This is a genomic window from Streptacidiphilus anmyonensis (assembly GCF_000787855.1).
In the GTDB taxonomy this organism is placed as follows: domain Bacteria; phylum Actinomycetota; class Actinomycetes; order Streptomycetales; family Streptomycetaceae; genus Streptacidiphilus; species Streptacidiphilus anmyonensis.
Window position 1 is genome coordinate 36,434 of the sequence record NZ_BBPQ01000028.1, and the last position, 21,478, is coordinate 57,911.

Genomic DNA, 21,478 nt, shown 5'->3' on the forward strand with positions numbered 1-21,478 from the left:
GGTCTGGGCCGGGCTGGCCACCATGCCCGGCCTGCCCGCCACCGCCGTACCGGCGGGCCGGTCCCCGCAGGGGCTGCCGGTGGGAGTGCAACTCGTCGGCCCGGCCTTCGAGGACCGCACCCCGCTGCGGCTGGCCGAACTGCTCGAGCAGAGCATCGGCGGCTTCCAGGCCCCGCAGCGCGGCTGGGCGGGGGTGGGGTGAGGCTGCGCGAAGGCCCAGGCAGACGGCGCGCGAGGCGCTCCGCGGCACCCGTCGGAGCCCATCGGCAACTCCCTTCTCCCGTGCCCCGGAAGGGATTACGCGTCTCTTACACCAGCTTGCGCACCGGCGACCGCGGCCCTTCGCGGCGGCAGTCTGTTCCCCACCCGAGCGCAAAGGAGCAGACATGCCCGGCAAGCGACTCACGGCCGACAGGGCTCGACTGGAGCGGCGCAGGCGCCGCGTCCTCATCGGTTTGCCACTGGCTTTGACGGTGGTCGTCGGCGGAGGCCTGGCCTTCGCCGACGTCACCCCGACGACCCCTCCGGTCACCAGCGCGAGCCCCGCGCCGACGAACTGGGGTGCCGTCAGCAACCAGACGGCCGGCAACGCCCCGTCGATGACGAGCAGCAGCGTCATCGCGGCCAACATCTCGGTGTCCACCCTCAAGCTGAGCAGCGCGTTCAGCTATCTCTCCCCGGACGGTCACGGCATGCCGCAGTGGACGCGCACGGTCACGGCCGTCGCCCCGAACGGCAGGCTGGAAGTCGCCTGGCAGGCGGCGAACGCCGTCCACGTCACCCCGGTCGACCGCTGGCTTCACCGCACCGGCCCCGACGCCGTCATCACCGGCGCCCACGAGATCGGCGGCCTGGTGGCGTTCAATGACGGCTTCGCGCTGCTCACCCGCTTCCCGGACCACAACCGCTGGGGGGAGACCGCCGCCGAGCTGATCCGGGTGCGCAACGGCCACGTCGCCTTCGCTGTCAAGCTGACCGGCACCGCCAGTCACGACACCGCCCCCATGCTGGACGGCCAACTCAGCTGGAACGGCAGCCGCTACGCCGCCGTCTTCACCGTGCACGGCGCAGGCGGCTCCCAGAACGGCCGGTGGGGCGACAAGATGGTCTACGTCGACGCCTCCGGACGGATGCTGTCCGGCGGTCGTTCGTGGGGGTGCCGCGGTGACACCGGTCGCACCCTCGGCTGGTCGGGATCGTCGGCGGTGTACAACTGCTACGACGACGGCACCGCCGCCGGCTCGGCGCTGACCACCGGTGACGACATGGTGCAGACCGGCAACGGGAGTTGGGTGACCGCGCTCTCCTCCCGGGGCCCGGTCTCCTACCGGAAGAACTCCCTCACCTGGAAGGTCACCCCGCGCTGGAGCACCGACCAGGCGGTGCTGTTCTTCGTCGACTCGGCCTCCCACACCGCCCGTTCGGTCAGCCTCACCAGCACGCCGGGGACCGGGAACGTCAACGTCCACGTCGCGCCGTACGGCAAGACCGCCCTGCTGGTCAGCTGGGAGTCGGTCCGGCACGGGAGCTTCACCGGCACCCACTTCCGGCTGGTCGACCTGAGCGGCCGGTTCCTCACCCCGGACCTGGTGTTGGCCGTCCACGTCTCGGGCCCCGTCACCGTGCTCGCCAACGGCGACCTGGTCTGGGCGTTCGTCCGGGAGACGCCCGTCTACGGGCACCGGATGCACCGGTGGCCGACCGTCACCTCGCTGTTCCTGGCCCGCCTGCACGTGAGCCTCACCGTGACCGGCTCGGCCTCCCCGACCCCGATGCCGACCGCGACCCCGACCGCCCCCACCGCGTCGATGTCGCCCATGCCCACGAGCATGCCCACCACCGTGCCCAGCCTCCCCGCGGCGCCGAGCACGGTCGCGGGCACGCACTTCTGACCCGCCCGCCCACTACGCGGCCCCCGCTCCCCCCGGGGGCCGTTCCTCTTCTCCAGCCCTGGTCATGACGGCTGGTCAGAGGAGGGTTTCCGCGCCCGGTGCGGGTTCGGAGGATCGATTACCGATTCCTAACGTGAGCGTTCGCAGCCGGGGTAACCCGTCGTTGGTCTGCGAGGCTCGCCGCCGGGGGAACACGCATACGGCACACACGACCCTGGGGCCTCACTGGTCACAGGAGTCGCGTGGATCGCGGCCCATGATCGTTGGGCCGGATTGGAGTTGAGTCGCACATGCGCCATTCGGACAAGCCCCGACACTCCCGGTTCACGCCGGATCGCCGGCGTCGACGCGGCGGGAGGAAGGCCACCTTGATCACCCTGCTGGTCGGCCTGCCACTGGTGGCCGGTGGGCTCGCCACCGCGCTGGCGGCGAACAACCAACAGGCCGCCGCGGCCCCCAATCCCAACTGCACGCTGGTCGTGCCGCCGAACCCGCTCACCGCCAAGGGCCTGGCGACCCCGTACCAACTGGTGGCCACCGACGCGGCCGGGGGCCCGTGCAACGAGGCCAACGCCAACCAGTCCGCGTTCGTCGAGGCCGCGATCGTCGCGCCGGGCGGGCAGATCACGCTGTACGACCCGCTGGTGATCGACCAGGGCACCCAGCCCGCCGCACCCACCACGCCCGCCACCGTCCCGGCGGGATCGACCGTGGGGATCTGGTTCGGCTTCAACGGCACCACCCTGACCCTGAAGAACACCCGCGGCACCAACGCCCTGACCGCTGGGCGTTGCGTGAACGGACAACAGGGCTCGAAGTTCGGCCAGTTCGCCGACTGCAACGCCCCGGCGTTCTTCCGCAACGCGAACCGGCAGATCGCAGCCAACCAGTTGCAGGTTCCGGCGGTCGGCACCGCCAACGACGGCCTGCCCTGCCCGACCACCCGCGACTTCTCCGTGGTGGACCAGGACCAGAGCGACAACGTGGTGACCCACTACCTGGCCACCGCGAACGGCCAGATCGCGCAGAACAACGCCGCCAACAAGGCCGCGTTGCAGAACCAGCAGCTGGTGGACCTGGCCAACGGCAGTGACAACCTGCTGCTCACCCAGTTCATCGACCCGACCCTGGGGTGCACCCCCTGGACCCGCCCCGACCAGTCCAGCGACGGCATGGCCGCCGGCGCCCTGCCGCTGGACGAGCTCTCGGCGGCGGCCAACCAGCAGGCCCCCATCGCGCTGGTCCCGCTGACCGACCCGATGACGCTGAACAACAACAACGCCAGCAACACCAAGACCAACCTCTACCGCGCCGGCGTCGACATGAACCCGATCGGCGCGGCCGACAACGGCAGCGGCACCACCTACTGCCAGAACCTGTTCGGCAACGCGATGGGCATCCAGCGCGTCTTCAAGGACCAGGCCACCTTCGTGAACGGCCCCTCGGTCGACGCGGCCATGGCCAACAACCTCTTCACCTTCCTGGCCATGCGCGCCAACCAAACCTTCACCAACCTCAACTGCGGCGGCCTGCTCAACGTCGCCAACCCGATCACGCTGACCACGGACGGCAACGGCGTGGTGATCAACGCGACGTTCACGCCGCTCGGCCAGACCCCGGCCGCACCCGCGTCGGGCGCGGCGACCCCGTCGGCGATGCCGTCGTGCACCGCTGCGTCCCCGACCACAACGGCCGGCGCCATGGGGACCGGCCCGACCGCCTCCGCTTCGGCCCCGGCCTCCGCTTCGGCTTCCGTCTCCGCCTCGGCCCCCGCAGCCGGTGGGCAGAACGGCACGGCGACGGCGATGCCCACGGGTGCCGCCATGCCGACCGCGACGCCCTCGGGTGCGGCCATGCCGACCGCCATGCCCTCGGGTGCGGCCATGCCGACCGCCATGCCGACCTCCTCCATGGCAGCCCCGACCGCGAACGGGCCCTCCCCGGCGGGCGCCTGCGCCACCGCGGCTCCGGTCGCGCCGACCGCGCCCACGGCGACGGACACGGCTGCCAACGGCTCGCCCATCCCCACCGCTTACGCCACGGGGACCGGCAGGCACCACCGTCACATGAGGTGGTGACTCGGGCGCAGCCCCCTCGGTCGCCTCGGCCCGCTCAGCCTCCCCGGGCGCGCCTGCGCGCCGACTGACCGGGCCGGGGGGCGAGCGCCGGGCAGGACGGACGGTCCTGCCCGGCGCACCGTCGTTCCTGGACCAGACCACCGGACGTCAGGGGCCGCCGAAGTGCGCGGGGCCACCGGTCCCACGCCGCAGGCTCTACGCCGCAGGCCGGTACGAGGTGCGCGGTGCGAGCCCGTCCACCGCCAGTTGCCACGCCTCCGTCACGGCCGTGCGGGCCTGGGCGGTCGCCTCCTCCACCGAGCCCGTGAGCCGGATCGGCGTGCCGAGGGCGACCTGGATGCCGGGCCGCCGCAACGGCGAGGTGGCCAGTCCGGCCAGCTGCTTGAGGGTGCTGCCTGAGGTGATCCTGCGTGATCCGGCCTGGCCCAGCGGCACCACGGGCGCGCCGGTGGCCAGCGCCAGCCGGGCCAGTCCGGTGCGGAACTCCTGCGGAGCGCCGTCTCCCGAGTCCGGGCGGCGAGGGAGACGCCCCTCGGGGTAGATCACCACGACCCGGCCCCGCCGCAGCTCCCGCTCGGCCGCCTCCAGCGCGGCAGCGGCCTGCGCTGTGCCGCGACGCACGGGAATGTGACCTTCCGTCCGGAGCAGTCTCCCCAGCACGGGGATCCGCCAGAGCCCGGCCGTCGCGAGCACCACCGGCCGCGGCTCGCCCAGCCGCCGGAGCGCGGCCAGCACCACCCCCGGGTCGATCAGCGAGCTGTGATTGGCCGCCACGATGCACGGCCCCTCGGGCAACTGTCCGGGGCCGACGCGGAAGCGCCCCAGTACGGGCACGACCCGGCGGGCGAGGTCACTGAGCATGGCGCGATCATCGCGCGCGGCGGGGATGCCGCGCCTGAGTCACCGTACTCAACCGGCCTACTCAACCGGCCTGCTCAACCGAGGCCGCGGTCCTCCCCGAGCACGCTGGCCGCCCAGCCCCGACCATGGGACGAGTACGGAGCATTTCCGGCCATTGTGCCCCCGAGTGCCGTTGCGTACTACACCTACGGGAGGTCGTGGACTACGTTGGCGACGTAGTTAGGTGTTCATGCCATCTACGTGGAGGCCCGCCATGCGCGTCAGTGTCGACCCGGACCGTTGCTGCAGTTCGGGGCAGTGCGTGGCAGCCGTCCCTGAGGTGTTCGACCAGTCCGAGGACGACGGGGTCGTCCTGTTGATCCAGTCGCGACCCCCGGCGGAGCTGTGGTTCGCGGTGCGTACGGCGGCCGGAATCTGCCCGGCTCGGGCCATCTCCGTGCAGGAGCCCTGAGCGGAACCGTGGAGGAGAACCACTCGTGACCGCTGTGGAGCCGACCGACGCCATCACCTTCCCGGCCGCCCGCGGAGGCGGCTGCCCGTTCGCGCCGCCGCCCGCCTACCAGGAGGCCCTGGAACAGCGGCCGATCACCCGCATCTCGCTCTGGGACGGCTCCCGCGCCTGGCTCGTCACCCGGCACGAGGACGTCCGCGCGGTCATGGGCGACCGGCGGTTCAGCGCCGACGCGCGCAACTCCGGCTTCCCGTTCCTCAGCAACGGACGGCGGGAGCTCGCGGTGGAGAACCCGTCGTTCATCCGGATGGACGACCCCGAACACGCGCGGTTCCGGCGCATGCTGACCGGCGACTTCATCATCAAGCGGGTGGAGGCGCTGCGGCCCGAGGTCCAGCGGATCGTCGACGGCTTCCTCGACTCGATGACCGCGCACCACCCCCCGGCCGACCTGGTCGCGGAGTTCGCGCTGCCGGTGCCGTCGCTGGTGATCTGCATGCTGCTGGGCGTGCCGTACCAGGACCACGCCTACTTCCAGGAGCGCAGCCGGATCCTGCTGCACAACCACAGCCCGGCGGATCAGGTGCGCCGGGCGCGCGACGAACTGTTCGACTATCTGGAGGAGTTGGCTGAGCGCAAGGAGCGGGAGCCGGACGACCGGATCATCAGCCGCCTGGTCGCGCGGGGGGATCTTACGCGCGCGGAGGTGGCCGGCATGAGCCTGTTGCTGCTGGTCGCCGGCCATGAGACCACGGCCAACATGACCGCGCTGTCCACGCTGGCGCTGCTGCGCGACCCCGCGCAGCTCGCCCGGCTCCGGGAGGACCCGGCGCTGATCAAGGGTGCGGTCGAGGAGTTGCTGCGCTTCCTGAGCATCGTCCAGAGCGGCACGGTCCGGGTCGCGGTCGAGACCGCGGAGGTCGGCGGCACCACCATCGAGGCGGGGGAGGGCGTGGTGTGCATGCTCTCCACGGCCAACCGGGACGACTCCGTCTTCGCCGCGCCGGACCGGTTGGACGTGGGGAGGGACGCCAGGCGGCACGTCGCTTTCGGGTTCGGCGTGCACCAGTGTCTCGGACAGCCGCTGGCCAGGCTGGAGTTGCAGATCGCGCTGGAGACGCTGATCCGGCGGCTGCCGGGGCTGCGGCTCGCGGTTCCCGTCGAGCAGGTGCGGTTCCGCACGGACACCGTCGTCTACGGTGTCGAGGAGCTGCCCGTCGCCTGGTGACGAAGCGTCTGTTCCCGCCCGGCCGCGTGCTGGTCGCGTGCCGGGCGGGAACAGCGTCGACAGCGGCGGCGAGGGCCACGCCGGCGGCAATGGCAACAGAGGGGCGAACGCCGCACGGCGCTGCGGTTCCTGAAAATTCTACGCGCATCTACTTGCTCGGCGACCGTTTCGCGGTGACCATACGGACGGCAGTCATCTGACCATGCACCGTCATCGTGTGGAGGCGAAACGATGAGGAAGTGGAAGAAGAGAACGGCGAGTGTGGCCTTAGTCGCCGCCATCGCCCTGGGTGGGGCCTCGCTGGCGACAGCCGAGGCGGGAGGACGCCCCACCACCGGCCCCGGCTCGTGCACGCTGAGGGGATTCAACCCGACGACGAGCCCGACGAACGCGAAGAACCTGCCGATCGGTCAGCGGCCGATGACCTACAAGCCGGACGACTTCGACTGCTCCGGCGCGAAGTTCGCGGCACCCGGGGTCGAGTTCGCGAAGTTCCCGCAGCCGAAGAACTTCACGATCACCAACAAGAGCGTGGTGCAGAAGGTCGCCGGCCACCAGGCGGTCGTCGGAAAACCCGCCGCGGCGGTCAACCCGCTGGCGCCGTACTTCCCGCCGTTCCAGCACTTCGTGATCATCTACCGCGAGAACCACACCTTCGACGACTACCTCGGCGACTGTGCGACCACCATCGCCGCCGGCTGCAACGGCCAGGTGGAGAGCACCAACCACATCAGCTCCGTGCCGCTCCTGCACCAGTTGGCCAAGACCTACTCGCTGTCCGACTCCTACAGCACCGGAGTCCAGCCGCCGTCCGGCCCCAACCACTGGTTCCTGTTCTCGGGGCAGTCCTCGTCCAGCAGCCAGCAGCAGTCGTACCCGTCGAACGGCACGCAGTTCGACCGGTTCCTGCAGAGCGACGACGGTCCCACGGACGAGGGCACCAACGCCTGTACGGCTCCCTCCGGCACCAGTAGCGGCACCAGCCCGTACTCGTTCATCGTGAACGGCGACATCTACTGGATGCTCAACAGCGGCAGCGGCTACTGGAAGAACCCCGCCGACGGCAAGGTCGAGGTCCTGCCGCCCAACCGCCCGGGGACGACCATCCCCGAGGAGCTGCACACCAACGAGTACACCTGCCAGAACCAGAGCATCCCCGACAGCACGGTAGCCACCGACTACCTGAACTTCGTCAACCAGTACGGGATGCCGGCCTACAACTACGTCGAGCTGTTCAACGACCACCCGGGCACCTACCAGGACATCCCCGGCAACGACACCGCCACCAACAACATCGTCAGCTCCATTATGAGCAACCCGACGTACAAGAACAACACCCTGATCATCGTCACCGAGGACGACACGCAGAACGGCAACAACGGCGCGGACCACGTCAGCAACACCTACCGCGTGCCGCTGCTCGTCATCGGGAACCCCGCCTACGTCAAGCAGCACTACGTCTCGCACGTGGCGTACACCACGGCCAACGTGCTGGCGGCGATGGAGCGCACGATGCAGAACGTGCACTCCGGGGTCATCGACCCGAACGACAACCTGGGCTCGAGCACCTTCCCGATGACCACCGCCGACCAGGCGGCGCTCGGCGACCCGCTCGAGGACTTCTGGGTCCAGGGCTCGACGCCCCTGTCCGCCAGTGCCACGGGCTCCCCGACCACGGGCAACGCGCCGCTGACGGAGAACTTCACCGGCTCGGCGACCGGCGGCACGGCCCCGTACACGTACAGCTGGAACTTCGGCGACGGTTCGACCAGCACGACGCAGAACCCGAGCCACACCTACAACGCCGCGGGCACCTACACCGCGACGCTGACCGTCACCGACAGCGCCTCGCCCGCCAACACCGCGACGTCGCAGGTGACGACCACGGTCAACGCCGTCGGCAACCCGCTGGCGGCCACGGCCTCGGCCACCCCGACCTCCGGCCAGGTGCCGCTGAGCGTCGCCTTCACCGGAACCGGCACCGGGGGCACCCCCGGGTACCACTACAGCTGGAACTTCGGTGACGGTTCGACCAGCACGACGCAGAACCCGAGCCACACCTACGGCACCGCGGGCACCTACACCGCGACGCTGACCGTCACCGACAGCGCCTCGCCCGCCAACTCCGCCTCCTCGACGGTGACCATCACGGCCGACCCGATCGCCGCGACGGTTCCGGGCGCGCCCACCGGCCTGACAGGGACCGCCGGAACCGGTCAGGTCTCGCTGAGCTGGACCCCGCCCGCCAGCACCGGCGGCGAGAACATCACCTCGTACAAGGTGTACCGCGGCACCGCGAGCGGCGGTGAGACCCTGCTGACCAGCGGCGGATGCAGCGGCCTCGGCGCGGTGACCTCGTGCACCGACACGGGGTTGACGGCGGGTCAGACCTACTACTACACCGTCAGCGCGGTGAACGGCGTGGGCGAGGGACCGGTGAGCAACGAGACCACCGCCACCCCCACCGGCACGGGCTGCCAGGCGCAGCAGCTGATCGGCAACCCGGGCTTCGAGAACGGCAGTTCCAACACCGCGCCGTGGACCGTCACCTCGACGCACAGCCCCGTCGAGGTGATCAACAGCAGCAGCACGGAGCCGCCGCACAGCGGCACCTATGACGCCTGGCTCGACGGATGGGGCAAGACCACCACCGACACCCTGGCCCAGACCGTCACGCTGCCCAGCGGCTGCAGTACCTACAACTTCAGCTTCTGGCTCCACGTCAACACGGCCGAAACCACCACGACCACCGCCTACGACACCCTCAAGGTGCAGGTGCTGAACAGCTCCGGCACCGTCCTCGGCACCCTGGCCACCTACTCCAACCTCAACCACAACACCGGGTACGCGCAGCACACCTTCAACCTCGGCGCGTATGCCGGCCAGCAGGTGACGCTGAAGTTCACCGGTGCGGAGGACTCCGAGTACCAGACCTCGTTCGTGCTCGACGACACCGCGCTGAACGTCAGCTGATCGCACAACCTGCCGGGTGGCGCGCCGCGGTGCGCCACCCGGCCCTGGGACGGACGGATGGACGGACGCATGGAAGCACCCGTCGCGGTGCGGGGCCGCGGCATCACCAAGGTCTTCGGTGATGTCGTCGCACTCGACCATATCGACGTAAGCATGACGCAAGGTCAGATCCACGGGCTGGTCGGCCCGAACGGCGCGGGCAAGACCACGCTTCTCGGCCTCCTCCTGGGCCTGGCCGTCGCCGACGAGGGGAGTCTGGAGATCCTGGGCGCTCCGGTGGGACGCGCCCTGCCCCCGCCCGACGGCATCTCCGGGTTCGTCGACGGACCCGGGCTCTACCCCACGCTCACCGCGCGCCAGAACCTCGCCACTCTCGCGGCGCTGCGTCCGGACGACGCGCCGGCCGCGAATGTCGAGGAGGCCCTGGAACAGGTCGGACTCATCGACGCCGCCGACGCCAAGGTCCGCGGCTTCTCCCTCGGCATGCGCCAGCGCCTGGGGCTGGCCGCCGCACTGCTGACCAGGCCGAGGCTGCTGGTGCTCGACGAGCCGTCCAACGGCCTGGACCCCGCCGGAAAGAAGCACGTGCACCGGGTGCTCAGGCGGATGGCCGCCGAAGGCGCCACCGTCGTCCTGTCCAGCCATCGGATGGACGACCTGGAGGCGCTCTGTTCCGAGATCACCATCCTGTCCACCGGACGCGTGGTCTTCTCCGGCCCGGTGAACAAGCTCTCCGACGAGAACCGTGACCTCGACTACCGGCTGCGCGCCTCGGATCCGTCCGCCGCTCGCGCGGTCGCGGCCGGAACGCCGGGCGTGAGCATCGTCGAAGGCCACGAGGCCGCGCCGGGACCGGACACGGACGTGATCGTGGTCCGCGCACGGGTGGCGGCCGTGGACGAACTCGTGGCCCGCATGGTGCGCGAGGACGTCGCGGTACGTGAGCTGACGCCCGTCGTCTCGCCGTTGGAAGCCGCCTTCCTCGCCCTCACCGAGCAGCCCGCCCCGACCGCCCCCATCTCCCCGGCCGCCCCCATCTCCCCGGCCACTTCGACCGCTTCGACCGCTCCGACCGAGCAGGAGGCCGCCCGATGACCGCGACCGTCGCCGACGCGCCCGCCGCCCGGGCGGGGGCCGGGACCGGTACGGCGGGCCGGCGCCCGGTCCCGGTGGCCCGCATCCTCCGCTTCGAGCTGCTCAAGCAGTTCTCCGCCTGGCGGGTGCGCCTGCTGATCGGGCTGTGCTGGCTCGGTCCCGGCCTGATGGTCTTCGCGATCGACCAGCAGAGCACCCTGCCCTCGGACACCCTGTTCGGCCGCTGGATGCACGCGACAGGCTGGGCCGGGCCGTTGGTGGTGCTCGGCTTCGCCGGCACCTGGGCGCTGCCGCTGGTCACCTCCATGGTCGCCGGCGACGTGTTCGCCTCCGAGGACCGAATCGGCACCTGGCGGCACCTGCTCATCGCGGTCCGCTCGCACCGGCGGATCTTCGCGGCCAAGGCCGTCGCCAGCCTCGCCGTGATCGGGCTGCTCGTGGCGGGACTGGCCCTCTCCAGTATCGTCGGCGGACTGCTCGCGGAGGGGAGCCAACCGCTGGTCGGGCTCGACGGCCACCTGCTCAGCGGCCCGGACGCGGCCGGCGACGTCCTGCTGGCCTGGCTCTGCGTGCTCGCGCCGACGCTCGCCCTGGCGGCCGTCGGGCTGCTCGGATCCGTCGCCCTGGGCCGTTCCCCGATGGGCCTGCTGCTGCCCATGCTCGCCGCCCTGGGGATGCAGGTCGCGCAGATGCTGCCGCTGCCGGTCGCGGTGCGCCTCGCCCTGCCCGGCTACGCCTTCATCTCCTGGAACGGCCTCTTCGCCGCTCCTCAGCAGCTCGGTCCGCTGCTGATCGGCGTCGGCGTCAGCCTGCTCTGGGCGGTCGTCGCCACGGCACTGGCCTACCTGGTGTTCGTCCGCCGGGACTTCACCAACCTCAACAACGACGGCGCCGGGCGCCGGGCGTTGACCCTGGGCGTCCTGCCGCTGGCTGGCGTGCTGGCGGCGACGGTCGGCCTCGTCGCGGTGGCGACGGACGCGGGCGGTTCCGGCATCACCCAGGCCAAGGTGCAACGATCGGTGGCCACGGCGTTCGCCCACCTCTACCGGTACCAGCAGGCGCAGATGCGCCAGCCGCCGGTCACCGAGGCACAACTGCAGACCGTCGCCGCCTGCGACAAGAGCGAGGGACTCGGCGCGCAGCAAGGATCGGGCAACGACTGGCGCTGCACCGTCTCCTGGAACGTCCCCGGCTACAACTCCACCGCCCAGGCCATCTACCAACTCAACGTCACCGCCAACGGACGGTATACCGCCGACGGGGACGGACCGGTCCAGGTGAACGGCTACTTCCTGATCCTGACCGGCGGAAAGGCCTCGCCGAACCCGCTGTGGCAGTTCGACGGCAACGTCGACCTGCTCCCCGGCTGAGCCTTCTGCTCGGGCCTTCTTTTTGAACTTTGCCATCTCTTTACAGCAGGACCCCCACGTGCGTCGTCTCTTCGGCCGATCTGGAACGCAACCCGCTGGTGTCGCCCCTCAGGGAACCCGGTGGACCGAGCAGAGAGAAGCTGTTGATGCGCACACATGTTGTCGCTGCCGTCGCCCTGACCTTCGCGGCCGTGCTGGCGGGGACGGGTCCCGCCGTCGCCGCCGGCCGTTCGGGGTCCGCGCAGCCGAGCGCGGTCGCGTCCGCGACGCCGACCCCCGGCGGTGGCTCGGGGTCCGGACAGCCGAGCGCCGTGCCGACCGCGACGCCCACGCAGGGCGGCGGTTCCGGGGCGGGGGAGCCGAGCGCGGTGCCGTCCGCGACGCCGTCCGCGATGCCGACGCAGGTCGGTGCGGTGCCCGTGGGGGCGCCGGACACCGGGGTGGCCCCGGTCGCGGCCGGCGACAGCGGTGACGGGACGGCCCTGGGCGCGGGACTGGGCGGGGCGGTGCTGCTCGCCGGTGCCGGCGCCGTCGTGCTGCGCCGCCGGGCCAAGGTCCGGGGCTGACCCTTGCGACGGATGCGTGCGGCCGCGCTGACGGCGACGGTGCTGGCCTCGGTGGCGCTCACTTCGGCGTGCGGGGGAGCCCCCGCTGCCGCGCCCGCCCCACCGGCCGCCGTGATCGGCGCCGGCTCTGACAGCCCGTCGGCGCCCTCGGGGCCGACCACGGCCGGGGCGGCCGCGCGTCCGATCGCCCGGTCGACGCCCGTCCGGCTGGTGATCCCGGACATCGGTGTGGACACCCCGGTCATGTCCCTCGGCCTGGCCTCGGACGGCACCGTCCAGGTGCCGCCGATCGCGGCGAACGCGCCGGCCGGCTGGTACCGGGGTTCACCGACGCCCGGCCAGACCGGGCCCTCGGTGATCCTCGCGCACGTGACCGTGGGCCGCTACGGGGACGGGGTCTTCCTGCACCTGTCGCGGCTCAGGCCCGGCGAGCGCGTCACCGTACGGCTCCAGGACGGCGCGTCCGCCGTCTTCGCGGTCGACCGGGTGCAGACCGTCGCCAAGGCGCAGTTCCCCACCCGCGCGGTCTACGGGAACGTGGACCGCCCTGAGCTGCGTCTGATCACCTGCGGCGGTCCCCGCGACCGCGCGGGGGGCGGCTACCTCGACAACGTGGTGGTCTACGCCTCCTTGGTGTCCACCGCGAGTTAGTACCGCGCCAGTGGGCGTCCGGCGGCCCTTGCTCCGCCGGACGCCCCGCGCGACCCGCACGATTCGGCATGGAGAGCGTTGAAACGGTCCGAGAAGAGCGCAGCGTCCGAGCTGTTCGCCGCCCTCTACCCGAGCCTCGCGGGTTGGTGTCGTCGTCTGGTGGACGACGACGACACCGCCCACGAGATCGCCGCGGAGGCGTTCGCGCGCCTCTGGGCGCGCTGGTCCAGCGTGGAGGAGCCGCGCGGATTCCTGTACGTCACGGCGGCCAACCTCGTGCGCGACCAGTGGCGCAGGCTGGAGCGGGAACGCCGGGCCATGCGGCACGTCACCGCGCAGGTCGCCTTGGACGCGGCCCGCCACGGAGAGAGCGCGGTGGCCGCCGTGCCGGTCCGACTGCTGGTGCAGTCGCTGCCGGAGCGGCTGCGCACGCCTGTCCTCCTCTACTACTACGCCGATCTGCCGATCAGAGAGGTCGCCCTGCAGATGGGACGCAAGGAAGGTACGGTCAGGGCTGATCTGCACGCGGCCCGGGAGCTCCTGCGCGCGAGACTCGGGGGACACCTTGATCACACCCATTGACGGATACGACGACGCCGACGGGGCCGACGACGAGCTCGTGGTGCTGTTGCGTCCCGAGGCACTGCACCTGACACCACCGCCCGGCGCGTTCGAGCGCTCGCTGCGCGTCGGCGCGCGGCGGCGGTTCCGGCGCGTGGCGGTCGGGGGCGGGGCGGGTCTCGCCGTGGTCGCCGCGATCCTGGTTCCGGTGCTGCTGACCACGGGACCGTCCCGACCGGCGCGGGTCACGCCGATCGCCCCGCCGGCCTCGGTGGCGCACACCGGGTCTGCGTCGCCCTTCCCCACGCCCTCGGCCACGCCGTCCGCCATCCCCTCGGCCGGTGCGTCGGTCGGACCGTCGGCGTCGGCGTCGTCGGTCGGGCCCGCGACCAGCGCCACGCCCGGGACATCCGCCGGAGCGGGCGCCGGGAGTGGGCAGTCGACCCACGGCAGCGGTGCGACCGCGTCCCCCAGCCGGCCCCCGGGCAGCACGGCGCAGCCGACCCCGGTCCCGACCCCGACGCCGACTGCCAGGACGACACCGACCCCGTAGGAGGTCGCGCACGCTCACGACTCGTCACAAGGTGTTGCCCCGCCCGTGGTTGACTCATCGTCGACACGTGCGCACGTACCCGGTCAGCTGGGTGAGTAATATGCAGCGGCGGTGTTCACCCGATACATTTCTCGGTGACCGTGCAGCATGACCGAGGGGGTCCCGTGTCCGTCCTGCCCAGCCCGACATCCGTGTCGCGAGCCGTGAAAGGTGCGATGTCCGGCCTGCCGAGCGAGTTCTGGTGGCTGTGGACGAGCACGCTGATCAACCGACTCGGTGGCTTCGTCACCACCTTCATGGCGCTGTACCTGACCGCCGACCGCGGTCTCTCGGCGAGCTTCGCGGGCCTGGTCGCAGCCCTGTACGGGGCCGGCGGATCGGTCGCCTCGGTGCTGGGCGGTGTGCTGGCGGACCGCGTCGGCCGCCGCCCCACGCTGCTGGTCTCCCAGCTCGCGACCGCGGCGGCGATGGCGGTGCTCGGCTTCGTGCACGAGCCCGCCCTCATCGCGGTGCTGGTCTGCCTGCTCGGCGTCACCGCCAACGCGGCGAGGCCCTGCATCCAGGCCATCATCGCGGACCTGGTGCCTGCGGAGGACCGGGTCCGTGCGTTCTCGCTCAACTACTGGGCCGTCAACATCGGCTTCGGTGTGGCCTCGGCGGCCGCCGGGCTGATCGCCGAGAACGGCTATGTGCTGCTGTTCCTGTGCAACTCCGTGTCCGTGCTGGTGTGCGCGATCGTGATCTTCTTCAAGGTCCCGGAGACCAGGCCCGAGGAGGCGGCCGTTGCGGCCGACGGCACGCTCGACGCCGCGGCGGCCGAGGCGGCCGGCGGCCGCGTCAGCCTCGGCACCGTGCTCCGTGACACCAGGTTCATGGTGGTGGTGGGCCTGTGCTTCCTCGTGGCGATGGTCCTCATGCAGTACACCACCTCCCTGCCGGTCTCCATGGGCAAGGAAGGCTTCTCCAGCGCGGACTACGGCGTGGTCATCAGCATGAACGGACTGGTGGTCGTCCTCGGCCAGATCCCGATGAACAGGGCGGTGCGACGGGCCAAGCCCATCACCGTGCTGATCGTGGCGTCGCTGCTCACCGGACTCGGCTTCGGACTGACCGCCCTCGCGCACGCGGTCCCCGTCTACATCCTGACCGTGTGCATCTGGACCCTCGGCGAGATCATGCACAACCCCACCAGCATGGCGCTCGCGGCCGCACTGTCGCCGACCACCGCCCGCGGGCGCTACCAGGGCGTCTACTCGCTGGCGTGGTCCGGCGCGACGTTCGCGGGGCCGCTGCTCGGCGGCTTCGTCATCGACAGCTTCGGCGCCGACGCCCTCTGGGCCGGTTGTGCGGCGGTCGGGACGATCGCCGCGGTGGGCTACTGGCTGCTGAGGAATCAACTGGCCGACGTGATCGTCTCGGAGGCCCCGGTCGAGGCCGAGCCGGAGCGGGAGCAGGAGGTCGGCAGCGAGGCGTAGCCCGCGCCGGAGCCTGCTGGAGGCCGCGCCGCCGACGTAGTCGGCAGCGCGGCCTCTGACGTTTGGTCACCTTCGGCCCTGAGCGCAACCGCAGCCCCATAGCACAGATATGGCGTCCCGTCATACCGGAGGGCGAGCTTCATCTCCCGCCGCCGGCGGTTCGCGGGCCGCGGGTCGAGCGGGCGGGGAAGTGGCTATCGGCCCTCCGACCTCGCAGTACTGACGATGCGTCACTAATACAGAAGTGTTGCTTCCGGTGTTGGTGCTGAAGTGACTGGTGTGACGTAGGTGGGCCAATGAGGCGGGAGCTTGGCCTGATTGTCCATTTGGTCGTGTATCTTCACGTCGAAATCCAGCCAGCGGAACCGGCTTCTGATCGAGACATGCTCGCCATCGAGTCGACCCGGGTGATAGCGTCTCGACGAGCGACCGAAAACGTCTTGGAAAGCGTTGGTCATTCGGGGGGTTTGGGTTTTGACTGCACCGAACGAACTGCGTCAGAGGGCCACGTTCGACCTTGCAGGAAACGGTTGGAACGGGCTTCCTGCACCGTCCGAAGGATCTGTGTCCGAGATAATTCGGCGAAGCGTCGGAGAAACATTCCGGGAAATTCTCCCGAACGTCGCCTGCGGGGGTGCCGGCACGAAGGTCGGCGGGAGGGGCGAGCGCCGCCTCCCCAAGGGGGTTCCTGCCCCGCTGGCAGGCCTGCCGCCCCTGGTGGGGCGGGCGCGGGCGTCCCGGAGCGATCTCGGGCCCGGCTCGGCCCGGTCGGTCCCCGGGCTTTGCGCGGGCATTGTTCACTCGTCGTCCGGAGAATTGTCACCTGTTGGTCGTGCGCTTTTTCTCGTCACCTGCAACGCCCTGAGCAAGGCACCCGGTTCCTGCTTAGCCGGGACAACACTCCGGTCGTTCCGTTCGGGAACGACGCTGTCTGAGTCATGGGGGGATGACAAGTGATTTACAACTCGATTCTCGAAGCCGTGGGCCGTACGCCCGTGGTCAGGCTGCGGAGCCTGAGCGCATTCGGTTCGGAAATTCTTGTAAAGCTCGAATCCTTCAATCCCGGGGGAAGCATCAAGGACCGCGCGGCGGTTTCGATGATCACCGCGGCGGAGCGCGACGGCCGGCTGAAGCCGAACGGCACGATCATCGAGTCGACGTCCGGGAACCTGGGCAAGTCGCTGGCGCTGATCGGCGCGACGCGCGGCTACCGGGTCATCCTGGTCATCGACCCCAAGGCGCCCAGGAGCATGGTCGAGTTCGTCACCGCTCTCGGTGCGGAGATCGAGATGGTGGACACGCCCGACGAGTCGGGCGGCTACCAGTGGCCGCGCATCGAGCGGGTCCAGCAGTTGCTGTCGGTGACCCCCGACGCGTTCTGGCCGGATCAGTACAACAACCCCGACAACGTCAGGGCGCACTTCGAGCTGACGAGTCGTGAACTTCTGGACGACGTACCTGAGTTCGACGCGCTGGTGACCGCCGTCAGCACCGGCGGCCACATCAGCGGCCTGTCCGCGGCGGTGAAGAAGGAGCTACCCGACGCGATCACCGTCGGCGTGGACGCCGCGGGATCGGCCGCGTTCGGCTACCCGTTCAGCAAGTACTCGATGCGCGGCCTCGGGCTGGCCTGGAAGCCGGGCAACCTCGACCACTCCGTGGTGGACCGGGTCCACCTGGTCGCGGACTACGAGGGCGTGGCGACCATGCGCGTCCTGGCCAAGAGCGAAGGCCTGCTGGTGGGCGAGTCCGCGGGCGCCGCCGTGTTCGCCGCCGTGCACCACGCCTACCGGTACCCCGGCAGCCGCATCGTCGTGATGGCGGCCGACGGCGGCGTCAACTACCTCGGCGAGTCCTTCGACGCCGACTGGCTGCGGTCCGCGGGCCTCGCCGACCAGATCGACACCGCCGGGATCACCACCCCGGAGGGGCTCATCGAGGCCGCCTCCCGCCCGGCCAACGAGCAGGTCCCGATCGAGTACGGCCTCACGCTCGCCAACGACTAAACGATCAAAGGTTTCTGAAAAGCACATGGCAATCGTCTTTCTTGAGGCAAACTCGACCGGAACCACATCGGACGCGATCAAGTTGGCGGCCGGCCGGGGTTACCGCACCGTCTTTGTCACCATGCAGCGTGGTTTCTACGAGACGCTCCCGGACAACCCGCTGGACCTCTGCGACACGGTGGTCACCTGCGACACCTACAACGTCGCCGAGATTCTGAGGGTCCTGCGCGACGAGGACGTGGAAGCGGTCATCTCGTTCGACGACTACCACCTGGTGACGGCGGCGCTGTGCGCGATGGCGCTCGGCCTTCCGCACGCCGACGTCTCCGGGCTGGTGGCGGCCCGGTACAAGGACGTCGCACGGGAGTTGACGAGGGATCTGCCCGGGGGCATCTGGACCATGTCGGTCCCCGAGGACGAGCTCGACGCCGTCGACCTCGACTCGATCCCCTACCCGGTCATCGTCAAGCCCGTGGACGAGAGCGGCAGCGTCTCGGTGCAGTTGTGCCGCACGCCCGCCGACGTCCTCGCCGCCACCGAGCGCTACCGCGGCCACGTGGTGAACGTCCGGGAGTACAAGCCGGTCCGGGCCGTGCTGTTCGAGGAGTTCATCGACGGCGACGAGTACAGCTGCGAGCTGTACTGGGAGGCCGGGCACGGCTGGCGGGTCGCCGGCCTCACCCGGAAGTTCCTGGGCGCCCCGCCGAACTTCGTCGAGCGCGGCCACATCTTCCCCGCGCCGCTTCCCGAGCAGCAGGCCAAGGAGGTCGGCGAGCAGGTGGTCGGCTGGGTCGAGGCCACCGGGCTGCGGTGCGGAGCGGCCCACGTCGAGCTGCGGATCAACGACAGCGGCCCGCACCTGATCGAGATCAACCCCCGGCTGCCCGGCGGCCACATCACCCAGCTGGTGGCCTGGTGCACGGGGATCGACATGGTCGCCCACTACCTCGACTTCCACCTGCGCAAGACGGAGCCGCAAGCGCACCCGGAGCCGGAGTTCGCCGCGGCGTCCAGCAGGTTCGTCCTGCCGGACGAGGTCGCGGAAGGCAAGACGCACGAGGACGTGTACGAGTGCTTCACCCGGCTGCCCACCTTCCAGCGCGGCCGGGTACAGCCCGGTGCGCTGTCGTCCGACCGGGCCGCGCAGACCAACTACGACCGGATCGGATACGCGCTGCTGGCGGGGCCGGACCCGGCCGCGATCAGCGCCGACCTCGACGAGCTCGCGCAAGATCTGCGCAGCTGAACCTGCCCCACCCAAAGGAGAGTTGAGCCGTGGGCTACAAAGTTCTCGTGCTGATTTCGCACATGCAGCAGTGGCGTCTCGACAACCAGTCCATCATCCCGAACGGACTGTTCCGAGGCGGTCACGAGGTCCACGTGGCCGACATCGAGACCCTGGGCATCAAAGAGGGCACCGTCGTGTGCGACATGTTCCAGGCCGACCAGGAGTACTTCGACGGCATGCCGTTCCCCGAGGAGCGGCTCGAGCAGGCCAGTTGCGAGGACTTCGACCTGGTCTGGCTGCTCACCAGCCCGCACCCGAACCTGTTCCTGGAGACCTACCAGCTGCTCTGGGTGCTCAACCAGCGGGTCGCCTTCGTCAACGACGCGTCCGCGGTGCTGTTCCTGAACAGCAAGACCTGCCTGCCCGGTGGCGTGCCCCGCGACCACCTGCCCACCACCTACGTCTCGAACAGCTTCAAGGAGCTGAACAAGGTGGTGACCGACGACCCCGAGACCGCGTGGATCATCAAGCCGGGCAACGAGGGCTGCGGCGCCGACATCTACTACGTCAACGCCCGCGAGAAGAACTTCCGCGCGCTGCTCCAGTCGGCGACCGGCAACGAGGTGTCGCGGTACGAGAACTACGGCCGCCAGAACATCGGCCTGTCCCGCAGGTACATCACCATGCAGCAGTACGCCCCGAACGTCGTGGAGAACGAGCAGCGCGTGCTGATCTCCGGCGGTGTGCCGGTCTGCGGCTTCCGCCGGTTCCACAACGGCGACGACCACCGGGCCAACGCCACGCTGGGCAACAGCTTCGCCGACATGGACCTCACGCCGGAGGAGGACAAGTTCTGCCGCGAGCTCGGTGAGTCCCTGATGCGTCAGGGCATCTACTTCGCCGGCATCGACCTGGCCTTCCCCTACGTCCTCGAGCTGAACCTGGAGAACCCGGGTGCGACCAAGTGGACGATGCTGGCGACCGGGGTCGACAAGACCCCGGAGGTCATCGAGCACCTCCTGGCCGCGCTGGTGCGCGACGGCCGCCTGAAGGCGCTGCCGGCATGACGCGCGCCCACGAGCCGTCCGGCATGCTCGCCCCCGGCCTGGAGGACAGCTGGACGAAGTACCAGGAGACCGTGGGCGCCGAGGCGGCACGGGAGGACGCGGACGCCTTCGCGGCGGGCACCTACCGCGAGGGGTGGACGCACATCTACCCGCCGCAGCTGTACTCGCCCGGGTTCGTCGACGAACTCGCGTACGCCGCACGGACCGTGGTCGGCCTGCTGCAGGGCATCCCAGAGCGGGTGTTCGGCGGTGACTTCGCGGCCTGGATGGAGTTCCAGGGGCTCACCGCGGAGGAGTCGGACCTGCTGACCCGGTCGCTGAACAAGCGCAACCTGCACATGGCCGGCCAGTTCGCCCGTCCGGACTTCGTGCTCACCACCGGCGGTCCCAAGGTGGTCGAGGTCAACGTCTCGGCGCCGCTGGGCGGGATGAACACCGTCGACCCGTACCTGAAGCAGTTCCGCAGCTCCGGCTACCTCCGGCAGCTCCAGGAGGCGGGCTACGACGTCTCCGCCCCCGAGATGCGGAGCATCTGGGGCGCGGCCTTCCAGTCGCTGGTGCGACCGCGGCCGACCGACGGCCTGCCCGTGGTCTTCGAGGCCATCGCGGACCGCGCCGACATCAACTCGGGCCGCCAGGAGTTCGAGAAGCTGGTCGGCTCCTTCGGGTTCGGCTACGCCAACGGCCTGGTCCAGGATCTCGACGTCCGGGCCGACGGCGTGTACTACGAGGGCCGGCGCGTCGACGTCGTGTTCACCATGTACACCTGGCTGGAGACCCGGAAGTTCGTCCCCTCCGAGGTCACCGTCCGGCTGATGGAGGCGGACGCCGCCGGGCTGGTGGACTTCATCGCCCCGCCGACCAGCGCGCTCTTCGACAACAAGGCCAATCTGGAGCTGCTGACCTCGGACGCGTTCGCCGGGTGCTTCACCGAGGCCGAGCGGGAGTTCATCCAGCGGTACATCCCGCGGACCTTCCGGGTGACGAAGGAGACGGCGCCCGAGGCCGTCGCCCACCGCAGCCGCATGGTGCTCAAGCCGGGCTCCGACTACGGCGGCCGGGGCATCGTCTTCGGGGAGCGGATGTCCGACGAGGAGTGGGCCACGGCCATCGGGGACGCGGCGGCCGGTTCCGGCTTCATCTGCCAGGAGCGGCTGGAGCTGTGGGCGAGCCCGGGCTTCGACGGCACCGAGTACCGCGACTACTACGTCTGCCTCGGACCGCTGGTGTTCGCCGACACGTACGCCGGCGCCCTCGTCCGCCGGGCCGACGCGGCGAGCGGAAACCTCGTGATCAACGTGAAGCAGGGGGCGGAGGCGGGCGGGCTGCTGGCCGGCCACGCGGCAGCCGTCTGAAGCTGACTCGAACTCGTCTGGGCGTCCTCCTGCGGAGGACGCCCAGACCAGGTGTGCGCGCTGCATCG

18 protein-coding genes are annotated in these 21,478 nt (G+C 70.4%); 17 read left to right on the forward strand and 1 reads right to left on the reverse strand.

The window, feature by feature from the left end; translation table 11 throughout:
• From TR50_RS23070 to TR50_RS47930, 3 genes are all read left to right on the forward strand, one after another.
• A partial coding sequence (locus TR50_RS23070; RefSeq protein WP_042424967.1) for an amidase family protein occupies positions 1-202 on the forward strand: 202 nt, incomplete at its 5' end.
• A gap of 184 nt (positions 203-386) precedes the next feature.
• Complete coding sequence (locus tag TR50_RS23075; protein WP_052441252.1) at positions 387-1,892, forward strand: hypothetical protein; 1,506 nt, start codon at positions 387-389, stop codon at positions 1,890-1,892.
• 368 nt (positions 1,893-2,260) lie between these two features.
• Positions 2,261-3,970, forward strand: coding sequence for a hypothetical protein (locus TR50_RS47930; protein ID WP_063775127.1), 1,710 nt, complete (start codon positions 2,261-2,263; stop codon positions 3,968-3,970).
• Between the two features lie 195 nt (positions 3,971-4,165).
• Here TR50_RS47930 and TR50_RS23085 read toward each other — a convergent pair whose 3' ends face one another.
• A complete protein-coding gene (locus tag TR50_RS23085) occupies positions 4,166-4,831 on the reverse strand; it encodes a lysophospholipid acyltransferase family protein (protein WP_042424970.1) in 666 nt (221 codons plus the stop codon).
• A gap of 253 nt (positions 4,832-5,084) precedes the next feature.
• Between TR50_RS23085 and TR50_RS23090 the strand changes: the two genes are divergently transcribed.
• From TR50_RS23090 to TR50_RS23155, 14 genes are all read left to right on the forward strand, one after another.
• Entirely contained in the window at positions 5,085-5,282 is a 198-nt protein-coding gene (locus TR50_RS23090; protein ID WP_042424973.1) for a ferredoxin, read from the forward strand.
• Between the two features lie 25 nt (positions 5,283-5,307).
• Positions 5,308-6,510, forward strand: a complete 1,203-nt coding sequence (locus tag TR50_RS23095; protein WP_042424975.1) for a cytochrome P450 — start codon at positions 5,308-5,310, stop codon at positions 6,508-6,510.
• 231 nt (positions 6,511-6,741) lie between these two features.
• Entirely contained in the window at positions 6,742-9,483 is a 2,742-nt protein-coding gene (locus TR50_RS50010) for a PKD domain-containing protein (protein WP_084700805.1), read from the forward strand.
• Positions 9,484-9,552: 69 nt separating this feature from the next.
• Positions 9,553-10,578, forward strand: coding sequence for an ABC transporter ATP-binding protein (locus tag TR50_RS23105; protein ID WP_084700807.1), 1,026 nt, complete (start codon positions 9,553-9,555; stop codon positions 10,576-10,578).
• Complete coding sequence (locus TR50_RS23110; protein ID WP_042424978.1) at positions 10,575-11,948, forward strand: ABC transporter permease; 1,374 nt, start codon at positions 10,575-10,577, stop codon at positions 11,946-11,948. Before TR50_RS23105 ends, TR50_RS23110 begins: the two co-directional genes overlap by 4 nt.
• A 146-nt stretch (positions 11,949-12,094) precedes the next feature.
• The gene (locus TR50_RS23115) at positions 12,095-12,514 is read left to right on the forward strand and encodes a hypothetical protein (protein ID WP_042424981.1); all 420 of its coding nucleotides are present in this window, start codon (positions 12,095-12,097) and stop codon (positions 12,512-12,514) included.
• Positions 12,515-12,526: 12 nt separating this feature from the next.
• Complete coding sequence (locus tag TR50_RS23120) at positions 12,527-13,165, forward strand: class F sortase (RefSeq protein WP_042424984.1); 639 nt, start codon at positions 12,527-12,529, stop codon at positions 13,163-13,165.
• A 78-nt stretch (positions 13,166-13,243) separates the two neighbouring features.
• The gene (locus tag TR50_RS23125; protein WP_042424988.1) at positions 13,244-13,747 is read left to right on the forward strand and encodes an RNA polymerase sigma factor; all 504 of its coding nucleotides are present in this window, start codon (positions 13,244-13,246) and stop codon (positions 13,745-13,747) included.
• Positions 13,731-14,279, forward strand: a complete 549-nt coding sequence (locus TR50_RS23130; RefSeq protein ID WP_042424996.1) for a RodZ family helix-turn-helix domain-containing protein — start codon at positions 13,731-13,733, stop codon at positions 14,277-14,279. Before TR50_RS23125 ends, TR50_RS23130 begins: the two co-directional genes overlap by 17 nt.
• 215 nt (positions 14,280-14,494) lie before the next feature.
• Entirely contained in the window at positions 14,495-15,754 is a 1,260-nt protein-coding gene (locus TR50_RS23135; RefSeq protein WP_042424999.1) for an MDR family MFS transporter, read from the forward strand.
• A 980-nt stretch (positions 15,755-16,734) separates the two neighbouring features.
• Complete coding sequence (locus tag TR50_RS23140; protein ID WP_201776859.1) at positions 16,735-17,760, forward strand: cysteine synthase family protein; 1,026 nt, start codon at positions 16,735-16,737, stop codon at positions 17,758-17,760.
• Between the two features lie 121 nt (positions 17,761-17,881).
• Positions 17,882-19,006, forward strand: coding sequence for an ATP-grasp domain-containing protein (locus TR50_RS23145; protein WP_160311165.1), 1,125 nt, complete (start codon positions 17,882-17,884; stop codon positions 19,004-19,006).
• A 47-nt stretch (positions 19,007-19,053) separates the two neighbouring features.
• Entirely contained in the window at positions 19,054-20,055 is a 1,002-nt protein-coding gene (locus tag TR50_RS23150) for an ATP-grasp domain-containing protein (RefSeq protein ID WP_236654550.1), read from the forward strand.
• Entirely contained in the window at positions 20,052-21,410 is a 1,359-nt protein-coding gene (locus TR50_RS23155) for a hypothetical protein (RefSeq protein ID WP_042425010.1), read from the forward strand. The genes TR50_RS23150 and TR50_RS23155 overlap by 4 nt, the downstream gene beginning before the upstream one ends.
• Positions 21,411-21,478: the final 68 nt, after the last annotated feature.